General features: G+C 49.8%; 30 protein-coding genes. 26 read left to right on the top strand and 4 right to left on the bottom strand.

The genetic code is table 11. From position 1 onward, the window contains the following. The first annotated feature begins 4 nt into the window (after positions 1-4). The 13 genes from DF283_RS10490 to DF283_RS10435 all read left to right on the top strand — a co-directional run bounded on the left by DF283_RS10490 (position 5) and on the right by DF283_RS10435 (position 14,026). The gene (locus DF283_RS10490; protein WP_303674812.1) at positions 5-1,075 is read left to right on the top strand and encodes a hypothetical protein; all 1,071 of its coding nucleotides are present in this window, start codon (positions 5-7) and stop codon (positions 1,073-1,075) included. After that, complete coding sequence (locus tag DF283_RS10485) at positions 1,072-3,954, top strand: DEAD/DEAH box helicase (RefSeq protein WP_303674811.1); 2,883 nt, start codon at positions 1,072-1,074, stop codon at positions 3,952-3,954. The genes DF283_RS10490 and DF283_RS10485 overlap by 4 nt, the downstream gene beginning before the upstream one ends. Next, a complete protein-coding gene (gene pglZ / locus DF283_RS10480; RefSeq protein WP_303674809.1) occupies positions 3,951-5,945 on the top strand; it encodes a BREX-3 system phosphatase PglZ in 1,995 nt (664 codons plus the stop codon). The genes DF283_RS10485 and pglZ overlap by 4 nt, the downstream gene beginning before the upstream one ends. Further along, a complete protein-coding gene (locus DF283_RS10475; protein ID WP_303674808.1) occupies positions 5,945-6,700 on the top strand; it encodes a hypothetical protein in 756 nt (251 codons plus the stop codon). Before pglZ ends, DF283_RS10475 begins: the two co-directional genes overlap by 1 nt. 285 nt (positions 6,701-6,985) lie before the next feature. Continuing rightward, positions 6,986-7,462 (top strand): Lrp/AsnC family transcriptional regulator, encoded by a 477-nt coding sequence (locus DF283_RS10470; protein ID WP_303674806.1) that lies wholly within the window; start codon positions 6,986-6,988, stop codon positions 7,460-7,462. 204 nt (positions 7,463-7,666) lie between these two features. Further along, entirely contained in the window at positions 7,667-8,572 is a 906-nt protein-coding gene (locus tag DF283_RS10465; RefSeq protein WP_303674804.1) for a ParB/RepB/Spo0J family partition protein, read from the top strand. Positions 8,573-8,828: 256 nt separating this feature from the next. Next, entirely contained in the window at positions 8,829-9,038 is a 210-nt protein-coding gene (locus DF283_RS12810; RefSeq protein ID WP_443083014.1) for a helix-turn-helix domain-containing protein, read from the top strand. 133 nt (positions 9,039-9,171) lie between these two features. Further along, on the top strand, positions 9,172-9,537 hold the full coding sequence (locus DF283_RS10460) for a hypothetical protein (RefSeq protein WP_303674803.1): 366 nt from the start codon (positions 9,172-9,174) through the stop codon (positions 9,535-9,537). Between the two features lie 33 nt (positions 9,538-9,570). Continuing rightward, complete coding sequence (locus tag DF283_RS10455) at positions 9,571-10,812, top strand: phage portal protein (RefSeq protein WP_303674801.1); 1,242 nt, start codon at positions 9,571-9,573, stop codon at positions 10,810-10,812. Continuing rightward, entirely contained in the window at positions 10,790-11,554 is a 765-nt protein-coding gene (locus DF283_RS10450) for a phage minor head protein (RefSeq protein WP_303674799.1), read from the top strand. Before DF283_RS10455 ends, DF283_RS10450 begins: the two co-directional genes overlap by 23 nt. 9 nt (positions 11,555-11,563) lie before the next feature. Then, positions 11,564-12,268, top strand: coding sequence for an HK97 family phage prohead protease (locus tag DF283_RS10445; RefSeq protein ID WP_303674798.1), 705 nt, complete (start codon positions 11,564-11,566; stop codon positions 12,266-12,268). 84 nt (positions 12,269-12,352) lie between these two features. Beyond that, entirely contained in the window at positions 12,353-13,555 is a 1,203-nt protein-coding gene (locus tag DF283_RS10440; protein ID WP_303674796.1) for a phage major capsid protein, read from the top strand. Positions 13,556-13,576: 21 nt separating this feature from the next. Next, the gene (locus DF283_RS10435; RefSeq protein WP_303674794.1) at positions 13,577-14,026 is read left to right on the top strand and encodes a hypothetical protein; all 450 of its coding nucleotides are present in this window, start codon (positions 13,577-13,579) and stop codon (positions 14,024-14,026) included. A 34-nt stretch (positions 14,027-14,060) separates the two neighbouring features. On the opposite strand, the gene DF283_RS10430 is transcribed toward DF283_RS10435, so the two are convergent. The 3 genes from DF283_RS10430 to DF283_RS10420 form a co-directional block, all read right to left on the bottom strand. Then, a complete protein-coding gene (locus DF283_RS10430; protein ID WP_303674793.1) occupies positions 14,061-14,681 on the bottom strand; it encodes a hypothetical protein in 621 nt (206 codons plus the stop codon). Then, positions 14,674-15,090, bottom strand: a complete 417-nt coding sequence (locus DF283_RS10425; protein ID WP_303674792.1) for a DUF120 domain-containing protein — start codon at positions 15,088-15,090, stop codon at positions 14,674-14,676. The genes DF283_RS10430 and DF283_RS10425 overlap by 8 nt, the downstream gene beginning before the upstream one ends. A 100-nt stretch (positions 15,091-15,190) precedes the next feature. Further along, positions 15,191-15,373 carry a hypothetical protein gene (locus DF283_RS10420; protein WP_303674790.1) on the bottom strand — a complete coding sequence of 61 codons (183 nt, stop codon included), beginning with the start codon at positions 15,371-15,373 and terminating at the stop codon, positions 15,191-15,193. A 107-nt stretch (positions 15,374-15,480) separates the two neighbouring features. Here DF283_RS10420 and DF283_RS10415 point away from each other — a divergent pair, with 107 nt between their 5' ends. From DF283_RS10415 to DF283_RS10355, 13 genes are all read left to right on the top strand, one after another. Continuing rightward, positions 15,481-15,657, top strand: coding sequence for a hypothetical protein (locus DF283_RS10415; protein ID WP_303674788.1), 177 nt, complete (start codon positions 15,481-15,483; stop codon positions 15,655-15,657). Further along, positions 15,647-16,255 (top strand): head-tail connector protein, encoded by a 609-nt coding sequence (locus DF283_RS10410; protein ID WP_303674786.1) that lies wholly within the window; start codon positions 15,647-15,649, stop codon positions 16,253-16,255. The genes DF283_RS10415 and DF283_RS10410 overlap by 11 nt, the downstream gene beginning before the upstream one ends. After that, positions 16,252-16,575, top strand: coding sequence for a phage head closure protein (locus DF283_RS10405; RefSeq protein WP_303674785.1), 324 nt, complete (start codon positions 16,252-16,254; stop codon positions 16,573-16,575). The genes DF283_RS10410 and DF283_RS10405 overlap by 4 nt, the downstream gene beginning before the upstream one ends. Further along, a complete protein-coding gene (locus DF283_RS10400) occupies positions 16,572-16,988 on the top strand; it encodes an HK97-gp10 family putative phage morphogenesis protein (protein ID WP_303674784.1) in 417 nt (138 codons plus the stop codon). Before DF283_RS10405 ends, DF283_RS10400 begins: the two co-directional genes overlap by 4 nt. Beyond that, positions 16,985-17,536 carry a phage tail terminator protein gene (locus DF283_RS10395; protein ID WP_303674783.1) on the top strand — a complete coding sequence of 184 codons (552 nt, stop codon included), beginning with the start codon at positions 16,985-16,987 and terminating at the stop codon, positions 17,534-17,536. The genes DF283_RS10400 and DF283_RS10395 overlap by 4 nt, the downstream gene beginning before the upstream one ends. A gap of 22 nt (positions 17,537-17,558) precedes the next feature. Continuing rightward, on the top strand, positions 17,559-17,762 hold the full coding sequence (locus tag DF283_RS10390; protein WP_303674782.1) for a DUF2635 domain-containing protein: 204 nt from the start codon (positions 17,559-17,561) through the stop codon (positions 17,760-17,762). Continuing rightward, positions 17,762-19,237, top strand: coding sequence for a phage tail sheath subtilisin-like domain-containing protein (locus tag DF283_RS10385; protein ID WP_303674781.1), 1,476 nt, complete (start codon positions 17,762-17,764; stop codon positions 19,235-19,237). The genes DF283_RS10390 and DF283_RS10385 overlap by 1 nt, the downstream gene beginning before the upstream one ends. Before the next feature lie 63 nt (positions 19,238-19,300). Next, the gene (locus tag DF283_RS10380; protein WP_303674780.1) at positions 19,301-19,666 is read left to right on the top strand and encodes a phage tail tube protein; all 366 of its coding nucleotides are present in this window, start codon (positions 19,301-19,303) and stop codon (positions 19,664-19,666) included. Further along, positions 19,666-19,935, top strand: coding sequence for a phage tail assembly protein (locus DF283_RS10375; protein ID WP_303674779.1), 270 nt, complete (start codon positions 19,666-19,668; stop codon positions 19,933-19,935). The genes DF283_RS10380 and DF283_RS10375 overlap by 1 nt, the downstream gene beginning before the upstream one ends. A 102-nt stretch (positions 19,936-20,037) precedes the next feature. Continuing rightward, on the top strand, positions 20,038-21,885 hold the full coding sequence (locus DF283_RS10370; protein ID WP_303674777.1) for a tape measure protein: 1,848 nt from the start codon (positions 20,038-20,040) through the stop codon (positions 21,883-21,885). After that, positions 21,878-23,083, top strand: coding sequence for a DNA circularization protein (locus DF283_RS10365; RefSeq protein WP_303674776.1), 1,206 nt, complete (start codon positions 21,878-21,880; stop codon positions 23,081-23,083). The genes DF283_RS10370 and DF283_RS10365 overlap by 8 nt, the downstream gene beginning before the upstream one ends. A 3-nt stretch (positions 23,084-23,086) precedes the next feature. After that, a complete protein-coding gene (locus tag DF283_RS10360; RefSeq protein WP_303674775.1) occupies positions 23,087-24,112 on the top strand; it encodes a phage baseplate assembly protein in 1,026 nt (341 codons plus the stop codon). A gap of 5 nt (positions 24,113-24,117) precedes the next feature. Next, positions 24,118-24,750 carry a phage baseplate assembly protein V gene (locus tag DF283_RS10355; protein ID WP_303674774.1) on the top strand — a complete coding sequence of 211 codons (633 nt, stop codon included), beginning with the start codon at positions 24,118-24,120 and terminating at the stop codon, positions 24,748-24,750. An 18-nt stretch (positions 24,751-24,768) separates the two neighbouring features. Here DF283_RS10355 and DF283_RS10350 read toward each other — a convergent pair whose 3' ends face one another. Further along, the gene (locus DF283_RS10350) at positions 24,769-25,836 is read right to left on the bottom strand and encodes a hypothetical protein (RefSeq protein WP_303674773.1); all 1,068 of its coding nucleotides are present in this window, start codon (positions 25,834-25,836) and stop codon (positions 24,769-24,771) included. Between the last annotated feature and the right edge of the window lie 170 nt (positions 25,837-26,006).

The raw sequence follows: 26,006 nt of genomic DNA, 5'->3' as shown, positions 1-26,006 counted from the left end.
CTTTATGTCGGCTCAAGAGGTGATCGTCGATCCATTCTTGCTGTGTCTGCCTAATCCATGCAATTCTCTCGATCAGCTTGAAGAATTCATTAGTGCGATTGTTGGATGGCGTGGGTTTCTCGATAGAGCTGATACTTGCGTTCTGTTATCTGATTCAGCAAGGATCGCACTGAACACTGATGGTGAATTTCCGCATCGGCATAGGTTGGCAGAACTATTAGAAATATTTGAATGTACATTAGCCGATGCAAATACGGTTTCTAGGGTGGCTAATTCTATTTTGGAAAGGACACCCTCCCTTGAAGATTATTACGGGATAAATGCAGTTCTCATTGCGGAAGAATCGTTTGAGTTCGCTCCGACGGCGATCCTTGATCGGTTGAGTACGAACTGTAGAGTGGCATTCAAAGATGATCTATTGATTGCTGGAATAAAGGAAAACGAGTGTGCCACTGATTGTCTTGAATCTCGTCTAATTGTCGCATCTGGAGGCGTGACTGAAAATCCGCCTCCGTCATCCATTTCTATCAAAGCCGACTTTCACGACATCGGTCTTGTCTCAACCGATTCCGACACACAGAGGGTGATGCCGACTTCCATTTCACAAAGCATAGCAGTAGTTTTTAGTCACGAGCAACTGACTGAGTCACTAGATCTATGGACCATTTGGGATAGAGCTTCAAGCGAGGAGGCGGTTCGCTTGTGTATAGATAAATGTGTCAAAAATCTTATTTCGGCGGGAGCAGTCGATAATGCAATAAGTGATTTCATAATTGGAAATGATTTTGTCGCATCTCTTCATACATGGGGTGCAGATTCACGACGTGATTATGCAATGGTTACAGTTGAGTCCTGCGCACGCATTGTTCTTGGAATCCCCAAAAATCCTGTTAAAGAGTTTAAAGAGAGTGCTGAAGGAACAGCAAGGCAACGAACTAGAGACGGTGGTGCATTAGCTTTCAGGACGCACATGACAAAGAAAGGGGTGGGCCTCAGGTTAATGTTTTGGAAGCGTTCCGATGGAGCGATTGAATTTGCCAATATCGGTGGTAAGGATGAGTTGGAAATCTTATGAGTTCGTGGCACTACAGCATCATTCATAAAAGTGCCTGCAAGGTGATTGACGAACAGACTTTGTGGGGGCAGACGGTTTGCCGTATCTGGCTCCCGAACCAAGATGCGGTGGTTCGCATTCTCAGCTCTGACTTACGACCGCTGACTATTGGTATCCAGCCGGAGATCGAGGCCGGACGCATTGCCTATATTTCTGCTGCAGCAAAAGTGGCCGAGGTGCTAGAAGGCTCCATCAACGCCACCGAGGGGCACGTATTACTGGCCCCCATGGAATCCAATGTTATCCCGCTTCCACACCAGATCCACGCTTTATCCCGGGCCATTTCCGGTGACCGTGTGCGTTACCTTCTAGCAGACGAGGTAGGTCTCGGCAAGACCATCGAGGCTGGGCTGATTATGCGCGAATTAAAGCTTCGCGGCCTAGTCCGGCGCACTCTGGTCGTCGCACCTAAGGGTCTGGCCACCCAGTGGGTGGCCGAAATGCAAACCCACTTCAACGAGCAGTTCCAACTAGTGCTGGGTGATGACATCAGCACCTTGCAGCGTCTGGCTCCAGGGGCGAGCCATCGGAGTTCTGCCTGGTCGATGTTTAATCAGGTCATCGTCTCTCTGGATTCGGTCAAACCCATGGATAAGCGACGTGGCTGGACCGCCGAACAAGTTGCCGAATACAACCGAAACCGATTCGAGGAACTAATTACCGCCGGTTGGGATTTGGTGGTGGTGGACGAAGCGCATCGCCTAGGCGGCAGTAATGACCAGGTCGCCCGCTACAAGCTCGGGAAGGGTCTTTCGGAGGCTGCGCCCTATTTGCTATTGCTTTCTGCAACACCCCATCAGGGCAAAACCGATGCTTTCTATCGCTTGATGAACCTGCTGGATGATGATGCCTTCCCAGATATAGATAGTGTCTCCCGAGAAAGGGTGGCCTCATTTGTCATTCGAACAGAAAAACGTAAAGCCATTGATTCTGAAGGCCAGCCGCTCTTCAGGCCCCGGCGTACGCAGATGGTTCCGGTGGCCTGGGAGATGCGCCATCACCTGCAAAAGCTTCTTTACGATGCGGTGACCGATTATGTGCGCGAGGGTTACAATCAGGCTCTTCGCGAGAAAAAACGCCATATTGGTTTTCTGATGATCTTAATGCAGCGCCTAGTGGTATCGAGTACCCGGGCAATCCGAACCACCATGGAACGGCGGCTTGCTGCTCTTAGGGATGGTGAACAACAAGCTAGCCTTCGCCTGGCGAAGATTGAGAACGGCGAAGATAAATCAGAGAATCTCGACGATTTGTATGACATGAACGGCCAAGAACTGCTTGATGAGCTGCTGAAATCCCATGTAGCAGCCCTGCGAAATGAAGGCAGCCATGTAGAGATGCTGTTGGATGCGGCGGTCCGCTGTGAAGAGGCAGGACCGGACGCCAAGGCTGAGGCACTGATCGAGTGGATTTATCAACTTCAGGCAGAGGAGAACGAGCCGGATCTGAAGGTGTTGATCTTCACTGAGTTCGTGCCTACCCAGGAGATGTTAAAAGAGTTTCTCGAAGCACGGGGCATCTCGGTTGTTACCCTGAATGGTTCCCTGAATATGGAGGAACGTAAGCAGGCCCAGAATGCATTTCGAAATACACATCGTGTGCTGATCTCCACTGATGCGGGCGGTGAAGGTCTTAATCTGCAGTTTGCCCATGTGATCATCAATTATGATATTCCTTGGAACCCGATGCGGCTGGAACAACGGATCGGACGCGTGGATCGTATCGGCCAACCTAAAACGGTACGGGCCATAAACTTCGTTTTTGAGGACTCGGTCGAGTTTCGCGTTCGCGAAGTGCTGGAGCAGAAGCTTTCGGTGATCTTTGACGAGTTCGGCATCGACAAAACAGGTGACGTACTCGACTCAGTCCAGGCCGGTGAGTTGTTCGAAGAGGTATTCACCTCGGCGATTCTAAATCCAGATGGAATTGAAACTTCCATTGGAAACACAGTGGAACAGATAAGGGATGAGATTCAGAAAGTACGCCAGTCTTCGGCCATCTATGGCATCTCTGAAGATCCGGATTTGCAAACTGCTGAACGTATGCGTTCCCATCCTCTGCCCCATTGGGTGGAGCGAATGACAGTGAGCTACCTTAATTCCCATGGCGGTGTGGCCAACCGTAAGCGCTCCTGGTGGGATTTGAACTGGCCTGATGGGCAGGAACACTACAAGTGTGTGTTTAACGCACGGGAAGCGGAACGTCTGACCGACGTCACTCTGCTAAATCTTGAAAATAACCGTGTTCGCGGTTTAGCCCTTAACTTGCCACAGGTAGCAGCAGCTCAGCCCTTGCCGTGTGTCACAGTGAGCGGATTGCCTGCCAACATCTCCGGTTTTTGGGGTCTGTTTGAGATTCGTCTTCAGGCTGGGATAAATCAAAAGACCCAGCTTCTGCGAATCCCCATGGTGCGGCGTGGCTATGTCAGCGTCTTCTTAAGCGAGGAAGGAAAACTGTTTCTACCCACGGCACGGCATATCTGGGATACTATACAGACAACAGAAATCCAAGTGCAAACTACCCTCGGGCAGGATGAATCTATTGCCGCCCATACGCATTTACATGAAGCGGCAGAACAGGCAGGACAGGAACTGTTTGATGCCCTGCAGCAGGCACACATCTCATCTGTGGCGAGGGAGGAGGAACGCGGTATTATTTCCTTTGCATCGCGCCGTAAGGCTATTGAGCGGCTCGGCCTGCCAGCGGTAAGACAATTCAGGCTGTCCCGTTGTGATGCGGACGAATCCGAATGGCGACATGAACTGCAATTGGCGCGACAAATCTTACCGGAAATCCGACCGTTGCTGATGCTACGCATTATTAATGGAGGCGCTCAATGAGTAGTTGGAGAGACGCCATCCTGAACGACTTTGTACCCAACGTAAGCAAATTAACATTGGTTGCAGACCCGAACTGTCTATTGACCGAAGAAAAACTAGCGTTGGAGCTTCGGGAGCGCGGTTTTGATCTTATAGAGTTTAATGACCCGGTCGAATTCAGGTATGCATATGAATCCAAGTACCGGTCAATATGGGATTTAGATAAACAAACAGACCTGGTGGTGATACTCCGCTTGCACGATACCGAGCTGGAATCCATACCTTACGATCTGCTCCAGGCTGGTAGGAAGCTTTCGTTCAATCTTGGGGATCTCTTTCCCAACCTGAGCTATCCGGTCATTGAGTTGCTCGATCGAAGCCTGCTTGATGTACTCTTTGACGCCCAACGTAAGTTGTCTCCAGATCGTATGGGAGACAATGCCACCAAGGATTTTATTCTCCGCCATGTGTTCGGCATGGCCACTGAGTTGATTGCCAATGAGGTCGAGCTGCTTCGCGCTCTTCTTCGCCTACATTATGGAAAGCTTCATCTCCCACTGATGTTATCCGAGCGGTTCATACAAGTTCTCGAACATCATGACGTATTCAAGACTTGGCCAATTTCTGAAATTCTTCCAGACGACGAGTCCTTTTTCGCTTTTTTGCAGGAACGTTGGCCGGTGTTTCTTTCCAAGCTTGGCAGTGCCAATCAGATACTAGCAGGTTCGCCGGAATTTTGCCTTAAGTATCCCGGCCCAGATTATCTGCCTTTCGACCATCAGGACATCAAGGTTTACATTGACAATTTGTTCCTTGAAGGTAAACTCACGCCTGTTGAGGCCAAAGATATTGAAGTGGATGCCGGTTCCTGGCTTCGAAGCGGTATTGCTATGACTAGTTTAGATGACGAAGAGCTTCGTGTTTCCCGATTGTTTGAACTTGTCGAAAAGGATCTGCCCACAGCGGAAGCGCGTTACACTGACTGGATTGCTTTTGCGCTGAAATGGGCTGAACTTTCTTCGCTGGTTCATTGCGGCAGCAGCATCAAGCATCAGACCCGACTCAGAGGAATTGGCGATGCTCTGAACACAACCTTTGCTAGTTGGCTGGCCGACCATTATTCCAGTCTGATCAATCTGCCTCCGACAAATCCAGCCATGCTGCATCATGTGCCGCGTCGCCTAGCTCGGGATTTTGAGGATTCTGGGAGTGGCAGTGCCGCTCTGATTGTGGTTGATGGCCTTGCCCTCGACCAGTGGGTGACCATACGCCAGCTTCTGCTACAGCAGGATGGTAATCTAGTCATGCGCGAAACCGCAACTTTTGCCTGGATTCCAACGCTGACCTCGGTATCTAGACAGTCAATCTTCTCAGGCAAGCCACCGCTCTATTTCCCGTCATCCATCAACTCGACCAATAACGAAGAGAAGCTTTGGAAGCAGTTTTGGGAAAGCCATGGTTTGTCTCGATTGGATGTTACCTACCAGCGTGGTTTGGGCGACGGCGATGCATCCAGCGTAATTGACTCCGCGATCAATCCCGGCAAGACTAAGGTGGTTGGGCTAGTCGTGGACAAAGTCGACAAGATCATGCACGGCATGCAACTCGGCTCGGCCGGGATGCATAACCAGATCAAGCAATGGTGCCAAGCCGGATTTCTTTCTTCTCTGGTCAGCAAACTTCTGGATTACGGCTATGATGTTTGGCTAACCGCCGATCATGGCAATATTCAATGCGAAGGCAAAGGCCGACCATCTGAAGGTGTGATCGCCGAGACTCGCGGCGAGCGGGTTCGCGTATACCCCACTCCAGAACTCCGTTCTCAGGTTGCTAGGCCCTTTCCGTTTGCCCACGAATGGCAGCCGGTCGGTTTGCCACCAGATTATTTCCCCCTAGTAGCCGGTAGCCGCGACGCATTCATAAATCCGGGTGAGGCTATCGTAGGTCACGGCGGTATAGCCATCGAAGAAGTCATTGTGCCCCTTGTTAAGTTTGAAAGAAGGGGACGTTAATGGGCAAAAGACACGATTCTATTGGCATTAAGCAGGCTATCCGATTGGAGTGGATGCAGAAAGCAGCCAATCTGATACTGGCAGGACTTGATACAAAAGCCATCCGCCAAGAACTACATGAGTTCCTTGCTGAAAGAAAAGGTAATGGCTCCGAGGGCGAGCGAAGCGATCAGACCCGAACTTTTGTCGTCAACAGTCTTATGAAGATCTGGGCGGCTCCAGAACAAGAGCTACTCCCATTTCGGGACGCCTCACTGGCTTTTTTACAAGAGCACCCGTCGATGGCCCTAGCAGTTCATTGGGGGATGATCTCAGCGGTCTATCCATTTTGGTTTAATGTGGCACGGCAAACCGGCCGCTTGCTGGCATTGCAGGATCAGGTGACCCAAACTCAGATCATCAACCGACTGAAAGAACAGTATGGCGACCGTCAGACGGTCAGCCGCTATGCTCGATTTGTTATCCGCTCCTTTGTTGCTTGGGGATTCCTGAAGGATTCTAAAGCCAAAGGTTGTTATGAGAAAGCCAATCTGGTATGCATAACCGACGTGAAAATGGCTATTCTGATGCTAGAGTCTGCAATTATGGCAACCCCCGAATCTAAATGTTCATTGGGACTACTACTGAACAACCCAGCATTCTTTCCATTTCAGCTACCTGTAATGACTGGTGACCTTGTATCCCAGTGCAGCGAGCGAATCGACGTGGTTCGCTATGGACTTGATGACGAGTTTTTGACCCTGAAATTTAACTGAATTAGCTGTTTTTCTTATTACTTTGGTAGCGAAAATACTTATTTGCTCATCAAAACCAGATAAGATGGGGCTGGTCAAATCCCTCTTGGTTGTTTAACGTAATAGGCTTTGCAATCCCTCTATCTTTGCGCCTTACTGACTATATAACCCTTTTAAGGTGGCAGGTAAACAACAGTTTGCTTGCTATTTAACATTGAAAATACCTATTACCGAGCATACACAGGTGTAAACAGCTCAACAATAAGCTATAATGGTAGTAATAGGTGTGGATAGAGAGGGTTTGATATGACCCCGCTCTCTGAAAACTGGCTGGATGACCTCTCCTGGCAGATCCTGGAAGCCCTTCAAAAGGACGCCCGCGTGTCCTTCAAGGATCTCGGAGAGCGGATTGGACTGACCGGGGGAGCCGTGGCCGAGCGAGTCCGAAAGATGGAAGAGATGGGCATTATCAAAGGGTATCGGGCCGAAGTGGATTTCACCCGATTGGGACTGAATGTGGTTGCCTTTATCAAGCTCAGTTTTTCATCCCGTGAACAACAGGAAAAGGGACGCGCCTTCATCCAGGCCAAACCAGAAGTCGTAGTGGTTCACCAGATTTTAGGCGGGGATGCCGTGATGCTGCGGGGCGTTTTTCCCTCCATTCCGGCACTAGAAGCGTTTATCCAGGAGCTTTGGGAATTTGGAACGGTCGCTACATCCATCATTACATCCAGTCAGGTTCAGGTTAATAGCAGGAACCGTTTTCCAGGCTTGTACCAGTAGCCACTTCAAAAAATGAGGTAAAAGGCCGTTTTCACTTAAAAAAATGAAGTAAAAACGGCTTTTTACCTTAAAAATCGCAAAAGTTCGCCAAAAGGCTTGTGGGATGGGGGTTTATAAGAATATACTATTTATATAAACAGCTATAGGTTAATTTAGACGAACCCAGGGGTGTGTGATACCCCCCCAACACAAGAGGGATGCGCTATGAAAACGCAGAGACTCGGTTTTACGGATCTGATCGATGTGAATCTGATTGTGATCGATCCCGATCCCATCCGTAAGGAACTGGATGAGGCCCATATCGCGGATTTGATGGAAAGTATGACTCTCCTTCCCATGGGGCCACTGGACCCCATTATCGTTAAACCCATCGAAGGGGGCAAATACCAGATCATTAGCGGGAACCATCGGTATATGGCGATAAAAGCGGGTGGCTGGAAAGAGGCCCCTTGCCATGTCATTGAACCCATCAATGATGCCGAAGAGTTCCTGATGAAGCTCCACGCCAATACCAAGCGCAAGAACCTGAGCGATCTGGAAGCGTGTGAAGCCCTAGCGCGCGAACAAGAGATCTACGAGACCTTTTATCCTCAAGTCCGTCGGGGGCAAAACAAGGTGGCACCGTACGGCCAGTTTGGCCGTACGGAGAATAAGCCCTTTACCGAAGTAAAGGCAAAAGCCGCCGGAATGGCTCCAAGAACCATTCGTCGGGATATCCAAATCGGCAAACTGGTGCAAGAGATACCGGAACTCAAGGAGACCGGCGCAACCAAAATGGAAGCCTATGCCATCTCCCAGAGAAAGCCGGAAGAGCGAGCGGTGGTAAGAGAAGCCCTCCAAAGCTCCAACAACCCTCCAGAAACGTTGAAGTCATTCACGCGGCATGAGCCAAAACAACCTGCTGAAAGTTCTGGTGATTACGCTTATCGGCATTTCCGGGATGCCCACCGATTGCTCAAAGAAGGCATTGACTGGAAATCGGTAAGCCGGGTGGAGCACATCTTTGAGTTGGAACAGGCCGAAATCTTCCTACGGCTTGCTCAAGCATGTGAAGACGAGCATTACCGCTTGCAACAAGCCGTCCATGAGATCCGACAGCAATACGGTTAATGAGGTGAAGTGAAACGAGGCTCCCCTCTATGGGGATTAGCCGCTGCATTGAAAGGAGGTGGCCCTCATGTCATCACCTGTTATCAAGCTGTATATTCTCATCCCTATTCCGGTGCAAATCGGTGAAAGGGGCATTGATAAAAGCCATTTGGCCTGGCAAGACCGAAGGCCCGTTTCTTGGAAGCACTCCGTTTCGTTGTATCAGTGGATGAATCAATGTCCAATGTCCCGTACCCTTTGGAACTGATCGACTGCTATGAGAGTTACGATTCAACAAGCCGTAGAGCGGCGTGGCAAAACGCTGTATCGGTTATCTGCCGATCTGGAAATTCCTTTTCAGACGGTCTATGGCTGGCAAAATATGAATAAAGTCCCCAAGCCGGAATATCTAGATCTGATCTGCTGTTACTTGCAATGTCAGATCGGGGAAATATTAAAGCCTGAAAACCCGGAGTATTCTCCCTGAAGGATATTAAATAACCATTTAAGAACTGATAGATTAAGAATATAAGTGATTCTCCTAGCCATAGAACAAGTGCGTGTTTGAGACCGCACTCCCTGAGAGGATCCAGGGGCTTGATTTGAAGGGGATATTTATCATGGCTTTTTTGGGTATGCATTGTCCAGAATGCAATTCAAAAGAAGATGTTCATCGTAAAAGACGTACGGTCGTTCGTTATGCTCAGGTCTTTGATGACAAGGGCATAGCTATTGGAGAGTTCCGGTATTACCATCTCCATTGCCGTCGTTGTGAGTCAATGTTCTTTGTACAAGAGCGGTGCTTATATGACACACAAGATATGCACTCAGAAAAATTTATCGTACCAGAAGAGATCTTTCAAAAAGCCAGTCTAAATAAACCTGGCCTTGCTCATATTGGCACGACGGCAAGCGAATATACGCTGATGATTGCTGCGGGTGCCGATCATCCTTATGCCTTACGGCGTCTGGCATACAACCGTTAGGAAACCACTGTTATGGGATACTGGCGCAATCTAATGTCTGCCGCATTCGGCAAGCAATCCCAAGCCATGCGACTGATTTCCCATGCCAAGGTGGGCCGGGCGGTCTGGAGCGGACGCGATTACGGGAAATTTGCCGATCAAGGCTTTCGGCGTAATGCCATTGCTTATTCTTGTATTTCCATGATCTGCGATTCAATCAAAACTGTTCCGTGGGTGCTATATCAGGGTCAAGGGGATAATCGCAAGGAACTATCTGAGCACCCGCTTTTAAAGCTCTTGGCAAAACCGAACCCCACGCAATCGGGCAGTGATTTTATGGAATCCCTGGCCGGATTTTATCTGATTGCCGGAAATGCCTATATCGAAGCTATCCTCACCAATAAAGGCGCCAAGGAATTATGGCTCCACCGGCCCGATCGGATGAAAGTTATTCCTGGCTCCAGCGGACTACCACAGGGGTATGAGTACCAGGCCGGAGGTGAAGCATACCGCTGGGATGTCGATCCTATCAAGGGCACAGCACCGATCCTGCATATGAAAACCTTTAATCCCCTGGATGACTGGTACGGGATGAGTTTTATCGAAGCTGCCGCTTACGGCATTGATCTCCATAACACTTCAAACGCCCACAACAAAGCATTACTGGATAACGGGGCCGCTCCATCGGCGGTGATTACCTACAAAGCCGAAGACGGCAGCCCTTTGACGGATACGCAGTTTTACCGACTGAAGCAAGAAATCGAGGAGGAATATACAGGTGCTCGGAACGCTGGCAGGCCGCTTTTACTTGAAAACATCACCTGGCAGTCGCTCGGATTCTCACCCAGAGAACTCGACTGGCTACAGGGCAAAAACGTTACTGCCCGAGAAATCGGTCGCGTCTTCAGAGTCCCGTCTCAAATGCTGGATATCGAAGGCTCTCAGACCTACGCCAACATGGAGCAAGCGAAACTTGGTTTTTGGGAAGATGCGGTCATTCCCATCCTGGTCAAGATACGGGATGCCCTGAACCAATGGCTGGTTCCGACTTTTGGAGATGACCTGTTTCTGGATTTTAACCTCGATGATGTCTCAGCACTTATTCCCAGACGGGCTGAACGGTTTGAACGCAACGTAAAAGCTGTGGAAGCCGGTTTGCTGACCATTAACGAAGCTCGGGCGGATCTCGGTTATGAACCCGTGGAAGGAGGCGATGTGATTCTGGTACAGGCCAGCAGACTGCCTCTGGTGTTCTCAATTGAGAACCACACTGATGAGAGTACCCCTGATGTTTAATCTGCCCAATGATAAAGCAAAGCAGCGCTTTCAGGAAGCTTTTTTAAGAATTGAATTTGCGTTTGATAAGGCTCTTGCCTACCGTCTGGGCGTGGATCTCGATAAGCTCTCCCGCCAGGCAGCAGAAGTGTATGAGCGCGGAGGCTTAATCGCCGCTCTAGATTTGGTTTCCCGTTTTGAAGAGCCCATTCAGGTGCATCTGGTGGATCATCTTACCCAGACCTATATCCGTTTTGCCGATGAAACCATCGGGACTCTGGATCCCGCCTTGGGTCGGTCGGCCAACTTTACCATTGCCGCTCAGCGGTATGCCCGCACCTATGGTGCGGCCAAAGTCAAAAACATCAGTGATACCACCCGGCATCAGATCCAGCATGTCGTTGAGCATGCCTTAGCGGAAGGGTTGAGTGTCCCTGATATTCAATGGCGGATTGTTGAGAAAACCGGCGGGCAGATTGCTCGATCCCGAGCCCGCACTATAGCGCAAACGGAAGTGCATGCCGCTGCCAGCGCCGGTTCCCAAACCGCTATTGAATCTTTGCAGCGTCCTTACCGAAAGGAATGGATTGCCGCCGTCCAGCCGGGACGGACCCGGCCCTGGCATCTGGTAGCCAATGGTCAGGTTGTGGATGGGAATGAACAGTTCCTAGTCGATGGGGAGGGCTTGCGTTATCCGGGAGACCCGATGGGCTCGGCCCGGAACATTATCAACTGTCGCTGCGTGAATGCTTATCTGATTTGAGGTTTGCTCATGGACAAACTGTTTTTAGAAGTGCCCTTTGAAATCAAGGCCATCAACGATGAGGACGGGACTTTTGAAGGGTATGGCTCTATCTTCGGCAATATCGATGCGGACGGGGATGTGATTGAGCCAGGTGCTTTTGGCAAATCCCTGATGAATCATAAAACTAGCAACACCCAGCCTGCTTTGCTCTGGATGCATGACCCCTATAATCCGGTGGGTCGCTATCTGGAAGTCCGCGAAGATTCCCGTGGGCTGTATGTCAAAGGACAACTGATTCTGGAAAGCTCCCAGGGCCGGGACGCTTACGCCCTGCTCAAAGGAGGAGCGATCAACGGGCTATCGATTGGCTATGTGCCCAAGGAATGGGAGTTTGATCGAGCGCAAAAGGCCCGAAAGCTGAAAGAAGTGGATCTCTGGGAAGTGTCGCTTGTGACCTTTCCAGCTAATTCCATGGCTCGGGTCATGGTGGTCAAAAACAAGATTACGGCTGGGGAAGTGCCGTCTTTTCGAGAATTGGAAAAGTTCTTAAGCAGAGAATGCGGCATGAGCCGCAAGGAATCCGAAGTCTTATTGAAATCCGGTTATGAAGCGTATGCCTCATTTGCAACCAATCAACGAACAGATGATGAAGAGCCTGATGAAGATTTCGAGTCCAAGGGACTGAGCGATGAGCAGCGGGATGCGCTGATCGCCATTCTGAAGGACATGTAAAACCCGGTTCAACCATCCCCAATTGCGCCACGCGGGAGCTGGCGCAAGTTGTGTTGCCCAAAATCCGATAAGGAGACACCCCGCATGTCTTTTGAACAGTTAAAGAACCTTCTTGAAGAGCACAAGACCGCCGTGGTTGCTTTGAAAGAAGCGGATTCCGAGCGTGCCGAAGAAATCAAACGCCTTGGGAGCACGACCGGTGCCACGGAACAGAAAATGGCTGAAATCAATGCCAAGCTCGATTCCGTGGAAGAGCAAATCACCAGTTTAGAAACCGCCATGCAGCGTAAAGCTAAAGAAGTCATCTTCAGGGATGGCAAAAAATCATATACCGCCGATGAAATGGAGCACAAGGAAGCTTTCAACCAGTTCCTTCGCAAGGGCCATGACGTGGGCCTTCGGGAGTTGGAAGCCAAAGCCATGTCCACCCTTTCCGATCCCGATGGTGGCTATATGGTGGCGGTGCCCATGTCGGATCGCATCATTCAGTACGTGTATGAGACCACCCCCATGCGGGAGCTGGCGGGTCAGGTCAGTATCAGCACACGGGCTTATCCGGGGATGTATGACAATGATGAGGCTGATGCGGGCTGGGTAGGGGAAACCGAAACCCGAACCGATACCAAGACCCCGCAGTTGGGGCAATTTGAAATCCCGGTCCATGAAATCTACGCCAAGCCCAAAGTGACTCAAACACTTCTAGATGATGGCGTCTTTGATGTGGAAAGCTGGCTCGCTCGTAAAGTCGGGGCGAAGTTCTCGCGCAAGCAAAATACTGCCTTTATCATTGGAGACGGCATTAAAAAACCGCGTGAGATTCTGACCTATCCCGCTGGCACCGCGCATAAGCAGATTGAGCAAGTGGCAAGCGGTCATGCTAGCGCCATCACCGGTGACGGCATCATTACGCTGGTGGGCTCTTTGAAAGAAGCCTATCTGGCCAATGCCAACTTCCTGATGAAACGCTCCACCCTCACCCAGCTCCGTACCCTGAAAGACGGTCAAGGCAATTACTTGTGGCAGACCAATTATCAGTTGGGCCTAGCCCAAACCTTGGTGGGTTATCCGATTCGTACCGGAGAAGATATGCCTGCGGTAGCTGCGGGAGCGCTACCGATTGCTTTTGGCGATTTCCGGGAAGCGTATCTGATTGTGGACCGGCAGGGAGTTCGCGTATTGCGGGATCCCTATTCCTCCAAGCCTTTTGTCGAGTTTTACCATACGGCTCGCGTGGGCGGGGATGTGGTGAATTTTGAAGCCATCAAGCTGCAAAAGATTTCCACGTAATCCTGAAAGGAGTATTTTTTCATGCCCACAGATTTGCACAATAACATCCTGATTGAACCCGTTTTGGCCACTCAGATCGTGAGTGGTGCTGCCGGAGAAGTGGCGGTTACCGCCATTGACAGGCAAGGCTTTGAAAGCCTGGTACTTGTTGCCGCACTGGGTGAATCGGGAGATACCTTATCGGGAGCCCTGATGCTGGAGTTCATCCTCAAAGAAGGCGAACTGGCGGATGGTTCGGATCTAGCCTCGGTTACGGATGCCGCCCTTGTCCTGGGGGCGACGCCTGATATCAACGGGGTAGTTATCACGGTGGATGCGGACGGGGAAGACGGAAAAACCTATTCCGTTGGATACGTTGGCAACAAGCGTTATGCCGCACTGGTTCCGAAAAAGACTGGCACCCACACCAACGGCATCCCGGTGGCAGTGATTGCTGTCAAAGGCGGTGCCCATAAACGACCCACTCTCTGATTCCTGAAGGCCCCGGCACTTTGCCGGGTGCCTTCTAACTTTGGGCGGCCATATTGTGATCGATCTCTTCCCAAAACAAGTGCTCCTTGCCATCCTTGATCTCAACGGTATAGTTTTGAACAATACGAGCGTAAATTTTGGGGTTTCTACCACAGTAAATTTGTAAGTAAGAATCTGGGTTCGGAAATACTGCTTGATATGGATTTAACTTTGGACGTGTTGAAAAAAACGACTTCTGGTAAGTGGAATACTGAGTAGCCATGTAATGCTGCTCAATAAACTCTGCAACCCTTGCAGGATTTACTTGAAGACTTTTAACTGCAATGATTCTATCTGCAAGTGGCCTATCCTCAGAATCATATTCCCAAGTAATGAGCCAAACCTTTCTCTTGATTTTAGGTAGTTTGATTGAGTTATAAAATCTCTCAACATCACTCAGATGTTCCTCAATTCCTTCAGGTATAACGCCTCTTGATTGAAGATATGTGGCTGCATAAGCTTTTATCTCATCCAGCGAAATGTTTTCTACGAGCGCCATATAATACATTTTGAGTGCTCGCTCTCGATCACATGGGTGGATAGCAAAGTAGGCAGTTTCATATGCAAAACCACCACGGAGCAGATTTTGCCAAGATGGAGCTGAATACTCAGGCAAAGTGCACCCCTCTGATAAATTCCGTGTTTTCAATTAGCTCTACGATCACTGGATCTTCATGCCTTAAGCCATAAGGTTCTACCAGCCTTGATGACGATACGATCTCCAAGACTTCATGAGGCACCTTTGAACCAATTCTCCTGAAAACCCAAGTATTTATATCAGAAGGGATTTTCTCTGAAATCAGATTGCATCTCCATGCTTGCCCGTCACCTATGTAAGGAGGCATTCCGACTAGGTGTTCTCTCGGGATAATAAAATCCGGTTTATATCGGCCATTGTCTAGATCGTTCCTTAGGGATTGAGAAGCTGGGGGATCAATGGAAATATTCAAAGAACCAGGAAAAAGTTTGGTCTTGAAATACTCTGAAAAGACTTGTTCGTTCTGATTGATCAAGACACTAAACATACCAGCAGAAACTCTTGGCCTGCCTGGTTCCGATATCCTAAATTTCCCTGAAAATGTATGCTTCACCGTCTTCAATAGTCTTTTCTTGTTATTGGATTGATTATCGCCTCTTTAAGGCAAGAAGACCTTTGTGAGTGATTTTCAATCCGCCCAACTTCTGCTCGGCTAACCCAAGGGATAGAAACTTCTTAGTATGGACGTCTGGAATACGCTCCTGTAAAAGGTGTTTCGTTAATTCCTTTAGCGAGTTTTTCTCATCCATTGTTAATTGCTCTTGAAGCATTAGAGGCCCTCCATACTTTCCCACTTCGATTATATGATTTTTCGGCTTCAAAATCCAGAAACGTGAAGCCGGGTAAGGCTTTGTGTAACAAACATGGAACCAATACGATGAAGATCAAAGCGATACAAGACTTTCAAGGCAGCTTGAACGGATTTGAGGTGATTGACATCGCAGAAGGAACAGTGCTGGATGTTGATTACAAGACTGCCAAGATCTTTCTGGATGCGGGCTTTTGCAAGCCCTTGAGCGATTCGGACAAGGCAAAAAAGCCTCATGCAGATTGAATACCACCAGCTCACGCCTCCGGCATCAGAACCTCTCACCTTGGAAGAGACCAAAGCCTGGCTGAAAGTGGATCATAACGTTGAAGATACTTTGATCCAACTCCTAATCACGACAGCTCGGGAACGCTGTGAAGCGATTACTGGCTTATCATTGATGATCCAGCAATGGGTGGCTTATTTACCGTATTGGCCCATGCAGCCTCAAGAGGACTGGTGGGACGGTGTTCGGGAAGGGGCTTTTGCCTGGCAGATCGCTCAAGGGATTCCCTTGCGACATGGCCCCGTTCGACAAATCGATGACTTTACCCTTTTTGACGGTGATGGCAACGGTTCTCCCTATCCGGTGGAGTATTATCTGCTGGATAAGGCCAGAGACCTGCTGGTTCTGAAGTCCAGTGCCCCGACTCCCAAGGGTGAACGGGTCATCAATCCCATTGAAATCACCTACACGACAGGGTATGGCACGGTTCCCGGAGTGATTAAAGCCGGATTGCTTAAACTGATTGCGCATCTCTATGAACACCGGGGGGATGAAGGCAACCGAATCCCCAAGGACGTGCTAGGGCTCTGGCAGCCGTTTGTAAGGGTGAAAGTATGATTGGCCGCCTTCGCCATCGAACCAAGATTCTGGTTCGTTCTGAAATCCCTGACGGAGGTTTCGGAACCTCGGAAACCTTTACCGAACTAGGCACCGTTTGGGCGCAGTTTATACCAGTTTCAGGCTTGAAACGCATTGAAGCCCAATCGTATGGAGCGGATGTGACCCATAAAGTGCTGATGCGTTACCGAGGGGATGTGACGGACAGGCATTGGCTGGAATGGAACAACCGGCGCTTTGAGATCAAGACCTTTCGCTATCTCGATGAAAAGACCGATTGGCTGGAATTCACGGTGCAAGAAGCGGAATTGAATCCATGATCGATCTACGCATCACCTTATCGGAAAATGATGCAAAAAATCTTCAAAAAGCCGGTGAACAAGCCATTGAAGCGATTGCCCGTGTCATTGAAGCATTTGCTATTCGAATTGACCGGGAAATCAAAATCTCAATTGATCGTGGAGCAAAATCAGGACGGATGTATGGCAAGCATCAGGCATCCGCTCCCGGACAAGCGCCTGCAACCGATACCGGGGGCTTTGTGAAGTCCATTAGCTGGCGCAGCTTTAACCGGGGTCTATCGGCTGAAGTGGGATCTCATATTTTTTACGCGCCCTTTCTGGAAGAAGGGACCAGCAAAATGGATCCTCGCCCCTGGCTGCAACCAGCCTATGAAAAACATGCCGATGACATCGTGGATGAGGTAACTGAAACCCTGAAGAGATTCTTATGAACCTGGATGCCATCATCATTCAACTTCGAGAGCACACGCTACCCACTTTTAACCGGCGTGTTCATGGGGCGGCGGAATTTGCCCCGATTTCGGATCTCGATAAAACCGATCTGCCGGTTCCGTGCGCTTTTGTCATTCCGTTAGCGGATCGGGCGCAACCCCAGGCTGAACAAAATATTGAGATTCAGGATCTTGAAGAACGATTTGGGGTGATTGTGGCCATCAGCAACGTGCAAGACCGGACTGGCTTAAAAGCGGTGCTCGATGTTTATGCGGTTCGAGACACAATCTGGAGAGCCATTCTAAACTGGACGCCGGATGCTCAAACGTATAAACCCATTCGCTATTACGGAGCCCGGCTGCTTTCCATGAACCGGGCGGTATTGTTCTGGATGTTTGAATTTTACGCCAAGACAACCATCGTGGATGCGGATGGTTATCAACCGGAGTTAATGGATCTCAAAACCATTCATATTGATCACGATTTAGGCCCAGCGCCTGATAGCCAACTTGAAAAGCAAGACCGGCTGACCAATCTCGACCAATAGCTTTTAAGGGGATAACCCACCTATGAATAAAGAGAACTTGCAAAACAAGGTCTTTGTCGTGCCTGCACACAAGGACCTCATCGTCAGACACCCCTTTACCAAGCGACCCATCCCAGCGGATGGGCTTTTTGTTGAGGATTCCCCCTATATCCGCAGGCGGCTCAAAGACGGGGATTTGCTCCTAGCCAACCCCAAAAGACGCAAAAAAGAGGAGGCTGACGAATAATGGCCGTTTCTTTTAATGACATTCCATCTTCCGTGTTGGCCCCCTCGATTTATGTGGAAATCGACAATTCCAGGGCCTTTCACTTCACCCCGCCCTTTAAGCGATCTGTTTTAGCCATTGGCCCCATGCTTGCCACAGGAAGCGCCCAGGACGGGGAACTCAAACTCATCTATAACAACACCGAAGCCGATCAATACTTTGGCGTGGGCTCGATACTGGCGGATATGCTGAAAAATCTCCGCCTCAATACCCGAGGCGTGGATATTTACGCCATTGGCCTTGCGGATGCCGCTGGGGCGACCAAGGCCACCGCCACCATTCAGGTAACCAGCGGAGCCACCCGAAACGGGACGCTGTTTCTTTATATCGGCGGTCGTCTGGTACGCATCCCGGTTGCTGCTGGTGATAACCCAGCCACCATTGCCACAGCGATTCAAGATGCCGTCAATGCCGATAGCTTACTTCTAACCACGGCCAGTGTGCTGACCGATACCGTGACGCTCACAGCCCGGAACGCGGGCACACTGGGTAATCAAATCGATATCCGAACCAATTATTACGGCAAAGCCGCTGGCGAAGAGTTACCGGCGGGCGTGGCGCTTACTATTACCCAAATGGCGGGCGGGGCAACGGATCCCGATCTGGCTGACGCCATTGCCAATATGCCGGATGAGCGTTTTGACTTTGTACTGAACGCCTTTACCGATAACGCCAATTTGAATCTGCTGGAAGCGGAACTCGATAGCCGGTGGGGTTACAGCCGGATGCTGGAAAGCCATGCCTTTATCGCACTGAAAGGAACCCTTGCCACACTGTCTACATTTGCCGCGAGCAGAAATAACCCGCATTTGACTACGATGGGCTTTAACGATAGCCCGACCGCCCCCTGGATCTGGGCCTCAGCTTATTGCGGACAAGTGGCATGGCATGGATCGATTGATCCGGCCCGGCCCTTCCAGACTCTGCCGTTGATGGGCGTTCTGGCTCCACCGTTGTCTTCACAATTCACGTTGCAAGAACAGGAAATATTACTGGCTGATGGTATTGCCACCTACACCGTAGAAAGAGACGGGCAAGCCCGTATCCAGAGAGCGGTGACCACTTATACCCAAAGTCCCCAAGGGCTGCCGGATGCCAGCTTCCGGGATACCAATACGCTCCTGACTTTGGCATATGTCTCTCAATCGGTCAGGTTTCGCCTGGGCCAGAAATTCAGGCGGCACAAGCTGGCCAAATCCGGCACACGCTTTGGACCGGGACAAGCCATTGTAACGCCTGTCATCATCAAGGCCGAACTCATTGCGCTCTTTAGTGAATGGGAATCCTTGGGTCTCGTGGAAGACATCGAGCAATTCAAAGACGACCTGATTGTGGAAATCAACGCGCAAGACCCCAACCGGGTCGATATTTTGCTGCCGCCGAATCTGGTCAACCAGCTTCGCATTACCGCCATTCAGATCCAATTCCGCGTGTAAGCACCCGTAACAAAGCCAAAGGGTCGCTCTAATAGCGGCTTTTTTGGTATGGAGGATGAACAGATGCCACAAGCCGCTGTGGGTGGCACCGCCTATATCAAAGTGGACGGCCAGCAATACGCGCTCAAAGGCTCTCTTAAAATCACGGGCGATAAGGTGCGAGAAGGTGTCGCCGGGCAAGACGGGGTGCATGGGTATCTGGAGCGTCATCAGGTTCCCGCAATCGAAGCAACTTTTACGGATATGGACGGGCTGCGAAAAGATGATCTGGAAGCCATTGTGGATTCATCGATCACGGTGGAACTCATTAACGGCAAGGCATATGTCTTACGGAATGCCTGGTTTGCAGGACTCTTTGAGCTGGAAACGGAAGAAGGGGAAGTGGCCGTGAAATTTGAAGGTATGAAACTAGAGGAGATCAAAGCCTGATGTCTGACTATCTGATTCAACTGGAAGAACCCCTACAGCACGGGGAAGAGATCATTACCGAAGTAGTCTTCCAAACCCCACGGGTCAAACATTTACTTGAATTTGACAAGGAAACCGGGGAATACGCAGGTTTTCTGCGCTTTCTGAGCGCTTTAGCGGGGCTCCCGCCTAAAGTGCTGGGCCAGATGACGCTGAAAGACATGCAGCAAGCCAAAGCGTTGTTTGCGGATTTTTTGCCCGAAGCCCCGGAGAACTCCGAGGAACTGTAGCGCTTCTCGCCCATCCGCTGGGATATGGCTTTGCCCCGTCTGAAATCGGGGAGATGACCATGGATCAGTTGATGTTCTGGTGGGAGAACCTGGAAATCATCAATGAGCAAGTTCAACGTCAGAATTCTCATCGAGGCCATTGATAACGCCACCGGTCCCATCCGGCGAATCGCCCGCAGTCTCAAGGAACTCAGCAACACCCAAGGTATCCAAAATCTTAAAACCGCCTTTGGAGGCCTCAAAGGGGCCATGGGTAATGTCGCTGCTCAAGCCGGGTTACTGACAGCCAAGCTGGGTGCTGCCGCAGCGGTGGGCGGATTGGCCTTCAAGAAACTGGTCTTTGACCAGATGGTTTCCTGGGAAAACCTGGAGCAAAGCCTAAAGGGGTTACTCGGCGGGAGCAAACAGGCCAAAAATGCGATGGCCTGGATTGCTGATTTTGCCAAAAGAACCCCGATGGATGTTCAAGGCGTGGCGGAAAGCTTCCGTATGATGACGGCATTGGGCTTAAAGCCCATGCAAGGCCAAATGGAAGCCATTGTCGATACGGCGAGTGCTTTGGGTGGGTCTCAAGAATCCATGCGACGCATTGCTTTAGCGCTGGGCCAAGCCTGGACCAAGCAAAAGCTGCAAGGACAAGAGATCTTGCAATTGACCGAAGCCGGAGTTTCGGTTTGGGATTTACTCGCCAAAGCCACGGGAAAAAATACCCTGGAACTGCAAAAACTATCTGAAGCGGGGAAACTGGGCCGCAAGGAAATCCAGCTCCTGATAGATGCCATGGGCAAGAAATACAAAGGCGCTGCGGTGGGAATGGCCAATACCACGGCGGGCATTATTTCCAACCTCAAAGACGCCTGGCAGCGCTTCACCTTGATTCTGTATGAAGAGGGCCTGCTCGATTTTTTCAAGGCCGAACTCAAGGGCTTGCTGGATCAAGTGGATGCAATGGCCCAATCGGGGCAACTGAAGCAATTTGCCATTGAGTTTAAAAACAATGTCATTACTCTTTTTCGAGAGCTAAAGACCGTGGCAGTACAAGTCTGGCCCGTTATCAAGGGGCTGGCTCAAGGCTTTGCCGCATTGGCTCAAGCGGTGGGCGGGTACGGCAATCTCCTGAAAATTGTGATTGGCTTAATGGCGCTTCCTCTTGTTGCCTCCTTAATTCAAGCCGGTGTGGCGCTCTTTAATTTTGGGAAAGCCGCTTATACGGCCATTCAAGGTGCCAAGTGGCTGGGGACTGCTTTTACTGCTGTGCGAACAGCCATAGTTGCCATTGGCGCGGGACTGGGTGGCACGGTGGGCATCGTGATTGCAGCGGTGGCCGCCATTGCGGCTGCGGCCTTTTTAATCATCCAGAACTGGGGACCGATCAAAGCCTGGTTCATTAACATGTGGAATGAGTGGGGCGGAGTCATTCGCTTACTGAGCCCACCCATTAACGCCATTGTGATGCTGGCCGGAGCCATTAAATCGGCCTGGGCTTCAGTCGGCCCCTTCTTTACGCAACTGTTTAATACCATCCGCACAGCCGCGGCTTCTGCCGCCCGTGCTTTTCAACCTCTCATCAATGCGGCGCATCAGGTGCGGAGTGCGATTTCTGGCGCAATGGCCGCTGCCAAGTCCGGGGTTGGGACCGCCGTTCAAAATTTCAAGGGCTTTGCCAATCAGGCAACCGGTCATGTACCTCGCCGCGCCGTGGGCGGCTCCGTTCGCAAAGGGCTTCCCTATCAAGTGGGTGAATTCGGACGGGAATTTTTTGTACCCGGTGCGGATGGGCGGATTGTCCCCCATAACGCTCTTTCCCGTCTGCAAGGGGCGATTGACAGCCGCTTGAATATTCATATCCGCATTGATTCTGAAGGGCGTCCGCGCCTGGCGGATCTCAAACAACAAGGTTCTAACCACAACATCAGCTTGGATATGGGACTGATTAACAGCTATGGCTAATCCAAAAACGTTGAGGCCCGCCAGTTTCCGAGGCATCCGTTTCTTTGTGGATACGGCGGAAACCCAAGGCGGCAGGCGCAATATCCTGCATGAATATCCCTACAAAGACGAACCCTACACCGAGGATTTGGGCAGGAAGGCTCGGGAATACACCTTTGATGCCTATGTCATCGGGGAAGGGCATGAAGATATCCGCAGACGGCTGCTAGAAGCCATTGAGAAAAACGCCAACCCCGGCACTCTCATCCATCCGCTCTTTGGCTCCATCCGGGTCATTCCCGGCCCCGTGCGACATCGCTACAAAAACGCCGAAAGTCGGATCGAATATTTCAGCCTCACTTTTTATGAAGCGGGCGAAAACCGTTTTCCCGATGCGACCCTTGATACCCGTCTTGCCGTACAAGCTGCGGCGGATTTGGTGCAAACGGCCACCAAAAACGCCTTTGTCGATCACTACACCATTCGCGAAGTCCCTGAATTTGTCTTGAAAGATGCGCAAGACAATGCCAATGAGATGGTCAGTGTCATTGAAAAATCGATTGAAAAAGTTCAACTGGCTCAATCCAGGCAACCGGATTTCAATACGCAACTGGCCGAATACAAGGCCAATATCATAGATCTGGCAAGCCTCCCCCAGACATTTGCGGATGATACGGCCGCATTATTAACAGCACTGGGCGATGTATACAGTAACCCGTTGAACGCCTTTTTAACGTATCAGCGCCTGTGGGAAGCGGCAGACGATACCATTCCCGATTGGCAGGCGACGCCATCAAGAAAACAGATGCGACAAAACCGGGAAGTGCAGATCGGGATGATCAATCGCTTATCCGTGGTGGGGATGGCCAAAGCCGCAACCCGCATGGAATTTGATAACTATGATGAGGCGGTTCGCTTTCGCCAGGATTTGGCGGATCTGCTGGAAGATGAACTGATCCGTCTGGGCCGCACCGATTATGACAACCTCTTTTTTGCACTGGATGATCTCAGAGCCCAAATGATTAAGGATCTCACCGAACGCAGCGTGAACCTGGATCGCTTAAAAGACGTGTATCTGGCCAGTCAGCAACCCGCTGCGGTGATTAGCTATGACCTGTATGGAACAAGCACCAGGGATCAGGAAATCCGCTCCCGCAACCGTGTGCGGCACCCTCTGTTTATGCCCGCAGGACAAGCCATTCAGGTATTGGTTGATTAAGCCATGAATGATGTGTTTTTGATCGTCAACGGCCAGAAGTACGGTGGCTGGAAAGAAGTCTCGATTACGCTTTCCATGGAAACTCTGTCCGGCAAGTTTGAGTTAGGACTTACTGAGCGTTGGCCTGGCCAAAATGTCTCTCGCACCATTAACCTGATGGATTCTTGCGAAGTGAGAATTGGTGGGGATACGGTGATTACCGGCTACGTGGATGATATTTCCCACAGTTATGATGCTCAAAGCCATAGCTTTCGAGTGAGCGGTCGGGATAAGGCGGGGGATCTGGTAGATTGTTCCGCCATTCAGGAACCGGGCCAATGGAGAAACCAGCGCCTGGAGCAAATCGCCCGTGATCTCGTGGCTCCCTTTGAAAATATCGCAATCAAAGTTGAAGTGGGTACCGGAGAACCCTTTAAAACCTTTGCCCTGGAGCAAGGGGAATCAGTCGTGGAAGCCATTGAGCGTATGGCGAAATTGCGGGGACTCCTGGTCATTTCAGATGGGGCGGGGAATTTACTGATTACCCGCGCAAGCCAAAGCCAGGCGCAAACAGCCCTGGTGAGCGGGCAAAATATTCTGAAAGCCGAAGGCCGCTTTTCCAGTAAGGACCGCTTTTCGCAAGTGACGGTAAAAGGCCAGACCGAAGGCAGCGATGAGATCAAACCGGATGTGAATACCAAAGCGAACGCCCAGGCCGTTGATACTGAAGTCAAACGGCACCGGCCCTTGATGATGCTGGCTGAAGGCCAAGCCAATACGCAAACTTGCCAGAAACGGGTGGATTGGGAAATCGCCACCCGCAAGGCGAAAGGCTTTGACTTGACCTATACCGTGGCTGGGTGGCGGCAACTTGCGGGTGGCCCCCTGTGGCGCGTGAATGAGCGAGTCAGGGTCAAGGATAGTGTTTTAAAAGTCGATGAAATCCTGCTGGTTTCGGGCCTTAATTTCCGCCTCGATAACCAGGGCGGACGCATTTCTGAAATCAAGCTTGCACGACCTGACTCCTTTAACCCGGAGCCTACGGACTAAAGCCGATGGACTTACGAGACTTTGACAAACTCACCGGCAAAATGAAGCGCCGGATTTTTAATATGCTCGCTCGCGGTGTGGTGAAGCTCATTGATGATGCAGGCGGGTATCAGCTGATCCAGTCTGATTTGCTGGCTGGTGAAACCCGGTCGGGCATTGAGCGGATGCAGCAATATGGTTTTACCGGCCATCCGCCTGCTGGATCTGAAGCGCTGGTGGTTTTCATGAACGGGGATCGCTCTCACGGGGTAGTGATGGCCGTTGAGCACCGGGAATTCAGGAAACGGAATCTTGCTGAAGGGGATGTGGCCGTCTATACCCAGAAAGGCAATTTCGCTCATTTCAAGGCTGACGGAGAAGTCATTTTAGAAACACCGGAAAACAACATCACCCTGGAATCCAAAGACGGCAAAATCTATCTGAAAGCAACAGGCAACATCATCATCCAATCAGATGCTGTGGCACGGCTGGAAGGCAATGAGGTGGAAATCCATGCCGTAAGCAGAATCAAGTGGGACTGTGGTGGCCGGGGATACGATTACTTTCCGACTCACACGGATAGTTACGCCCAATGCACGGTCCCGGGATCTGATAATCCTTGCATGCCGCCTGAACACGGTGGGCCGGGAGCGACTTAAACCGTAAAAATCTATTTTTTAGTTTTTGCTCTGGTCTGACAAGGCTTCAAAAAAACTACGAATCTTGGTCATAAATAGCCTACGAGACCTGTCAGTTGCCTGAGTAATAGATCTAAAAATACTACGAAGTTTGATAGCGGCTATCCTGGATATATTATTTTTGTTTGCAATTTCTCTTGCTTTTCGGTTTTTAAGCTTCAGTCTAAATTCTGCAACTGTCGTTAAAATTTTGCCCAAGATATAATACTCAAACCAGTTTACTTGCCTTGCTAGATGCTCCTTGTACGTGCCTTCAAATATTTCTTTCCGTTTCTCGTTCAGGTCGTAAACAGTAAAACTAGCACATGTTAATAAACTATTTGATATTTTGTCTTCAAGAAACCTTTCCAGGTCATCTTTTGAACGCAAGGCATCTTTTGAAAGAGAGAACCTTTTAAATTTTTGCCAAGAATAATCTTCTTCTTGTAGCGGAACAACTTCACTTTTTCCATTCTCATATATAAACTCAACGATAAACTTGGTATTACCTCCATATGAAACACCTTTAAAAGGTAGTCTGATGGGCTTGGCAATTGCCGTCAAATGATTGTTAAAGTAGTGCATGACCAAGTTGTCATTTGGAATTCTTTTTCTAACATTATATCGGCCTTCTGAAGTGTATAAAATTAATTCCGAAGAATAAATTAACTTACTGGGAAGAGAAGAAATTCTTATCTTACAAGAATTGAAATTATAAAACTCAATAGGGTCATAGTTTCTATTTATCGTTTCAAAGGGATTCAATATCAGTGGACTATCTTCAAACTCTTCTATTTCAATGTAGTAATTATGCCCAATCCTTACATATATAGAAAAAATTGCGATCGATTTATCCTTGAAATTCTGCAGCTTAATGCTGGATACATATTTCTCATCTGAGTAAACACTATCTACCCATTGAGCTTGCCCTCTGACATCTACTCCAAACTTTGTTTGGGTTATCTTGTAAGTGAAATACACACTAATAGCCGCAAAAACCATTGCAACACAAGCAACAATAGTGCTTACAAATGTTAGTGTTTCAGTACTTAGAAATGACCATTCCATACTAATATCTATCCAATTCGTGCTTTGGCGGCAATTGAGAACTACTTGTTCTCAATTTAAACTACGCAAGAGGCTTGCATACAGAATTCTCAAACAATTGAGTGTATTTTAACACGCTACATTACACGCCATGAGATGGCCCTGTGAGCAACCCTCACGGGTTCTTTATC

It is taken from the genome of Vampirovibrio chlorellavorus (assembly GCF_003149375.1).
GTDB lineage: Bacteria > Cyanobacteriota > Vampirovibrionia > Vampirovibrionales > Vampirovibrionaceae > Vampirovibrio > Vampirovibrio chlorellavorus_B.
This window is presented reverse-complemented; position numbering and strand designations above follow the sequence as displayed.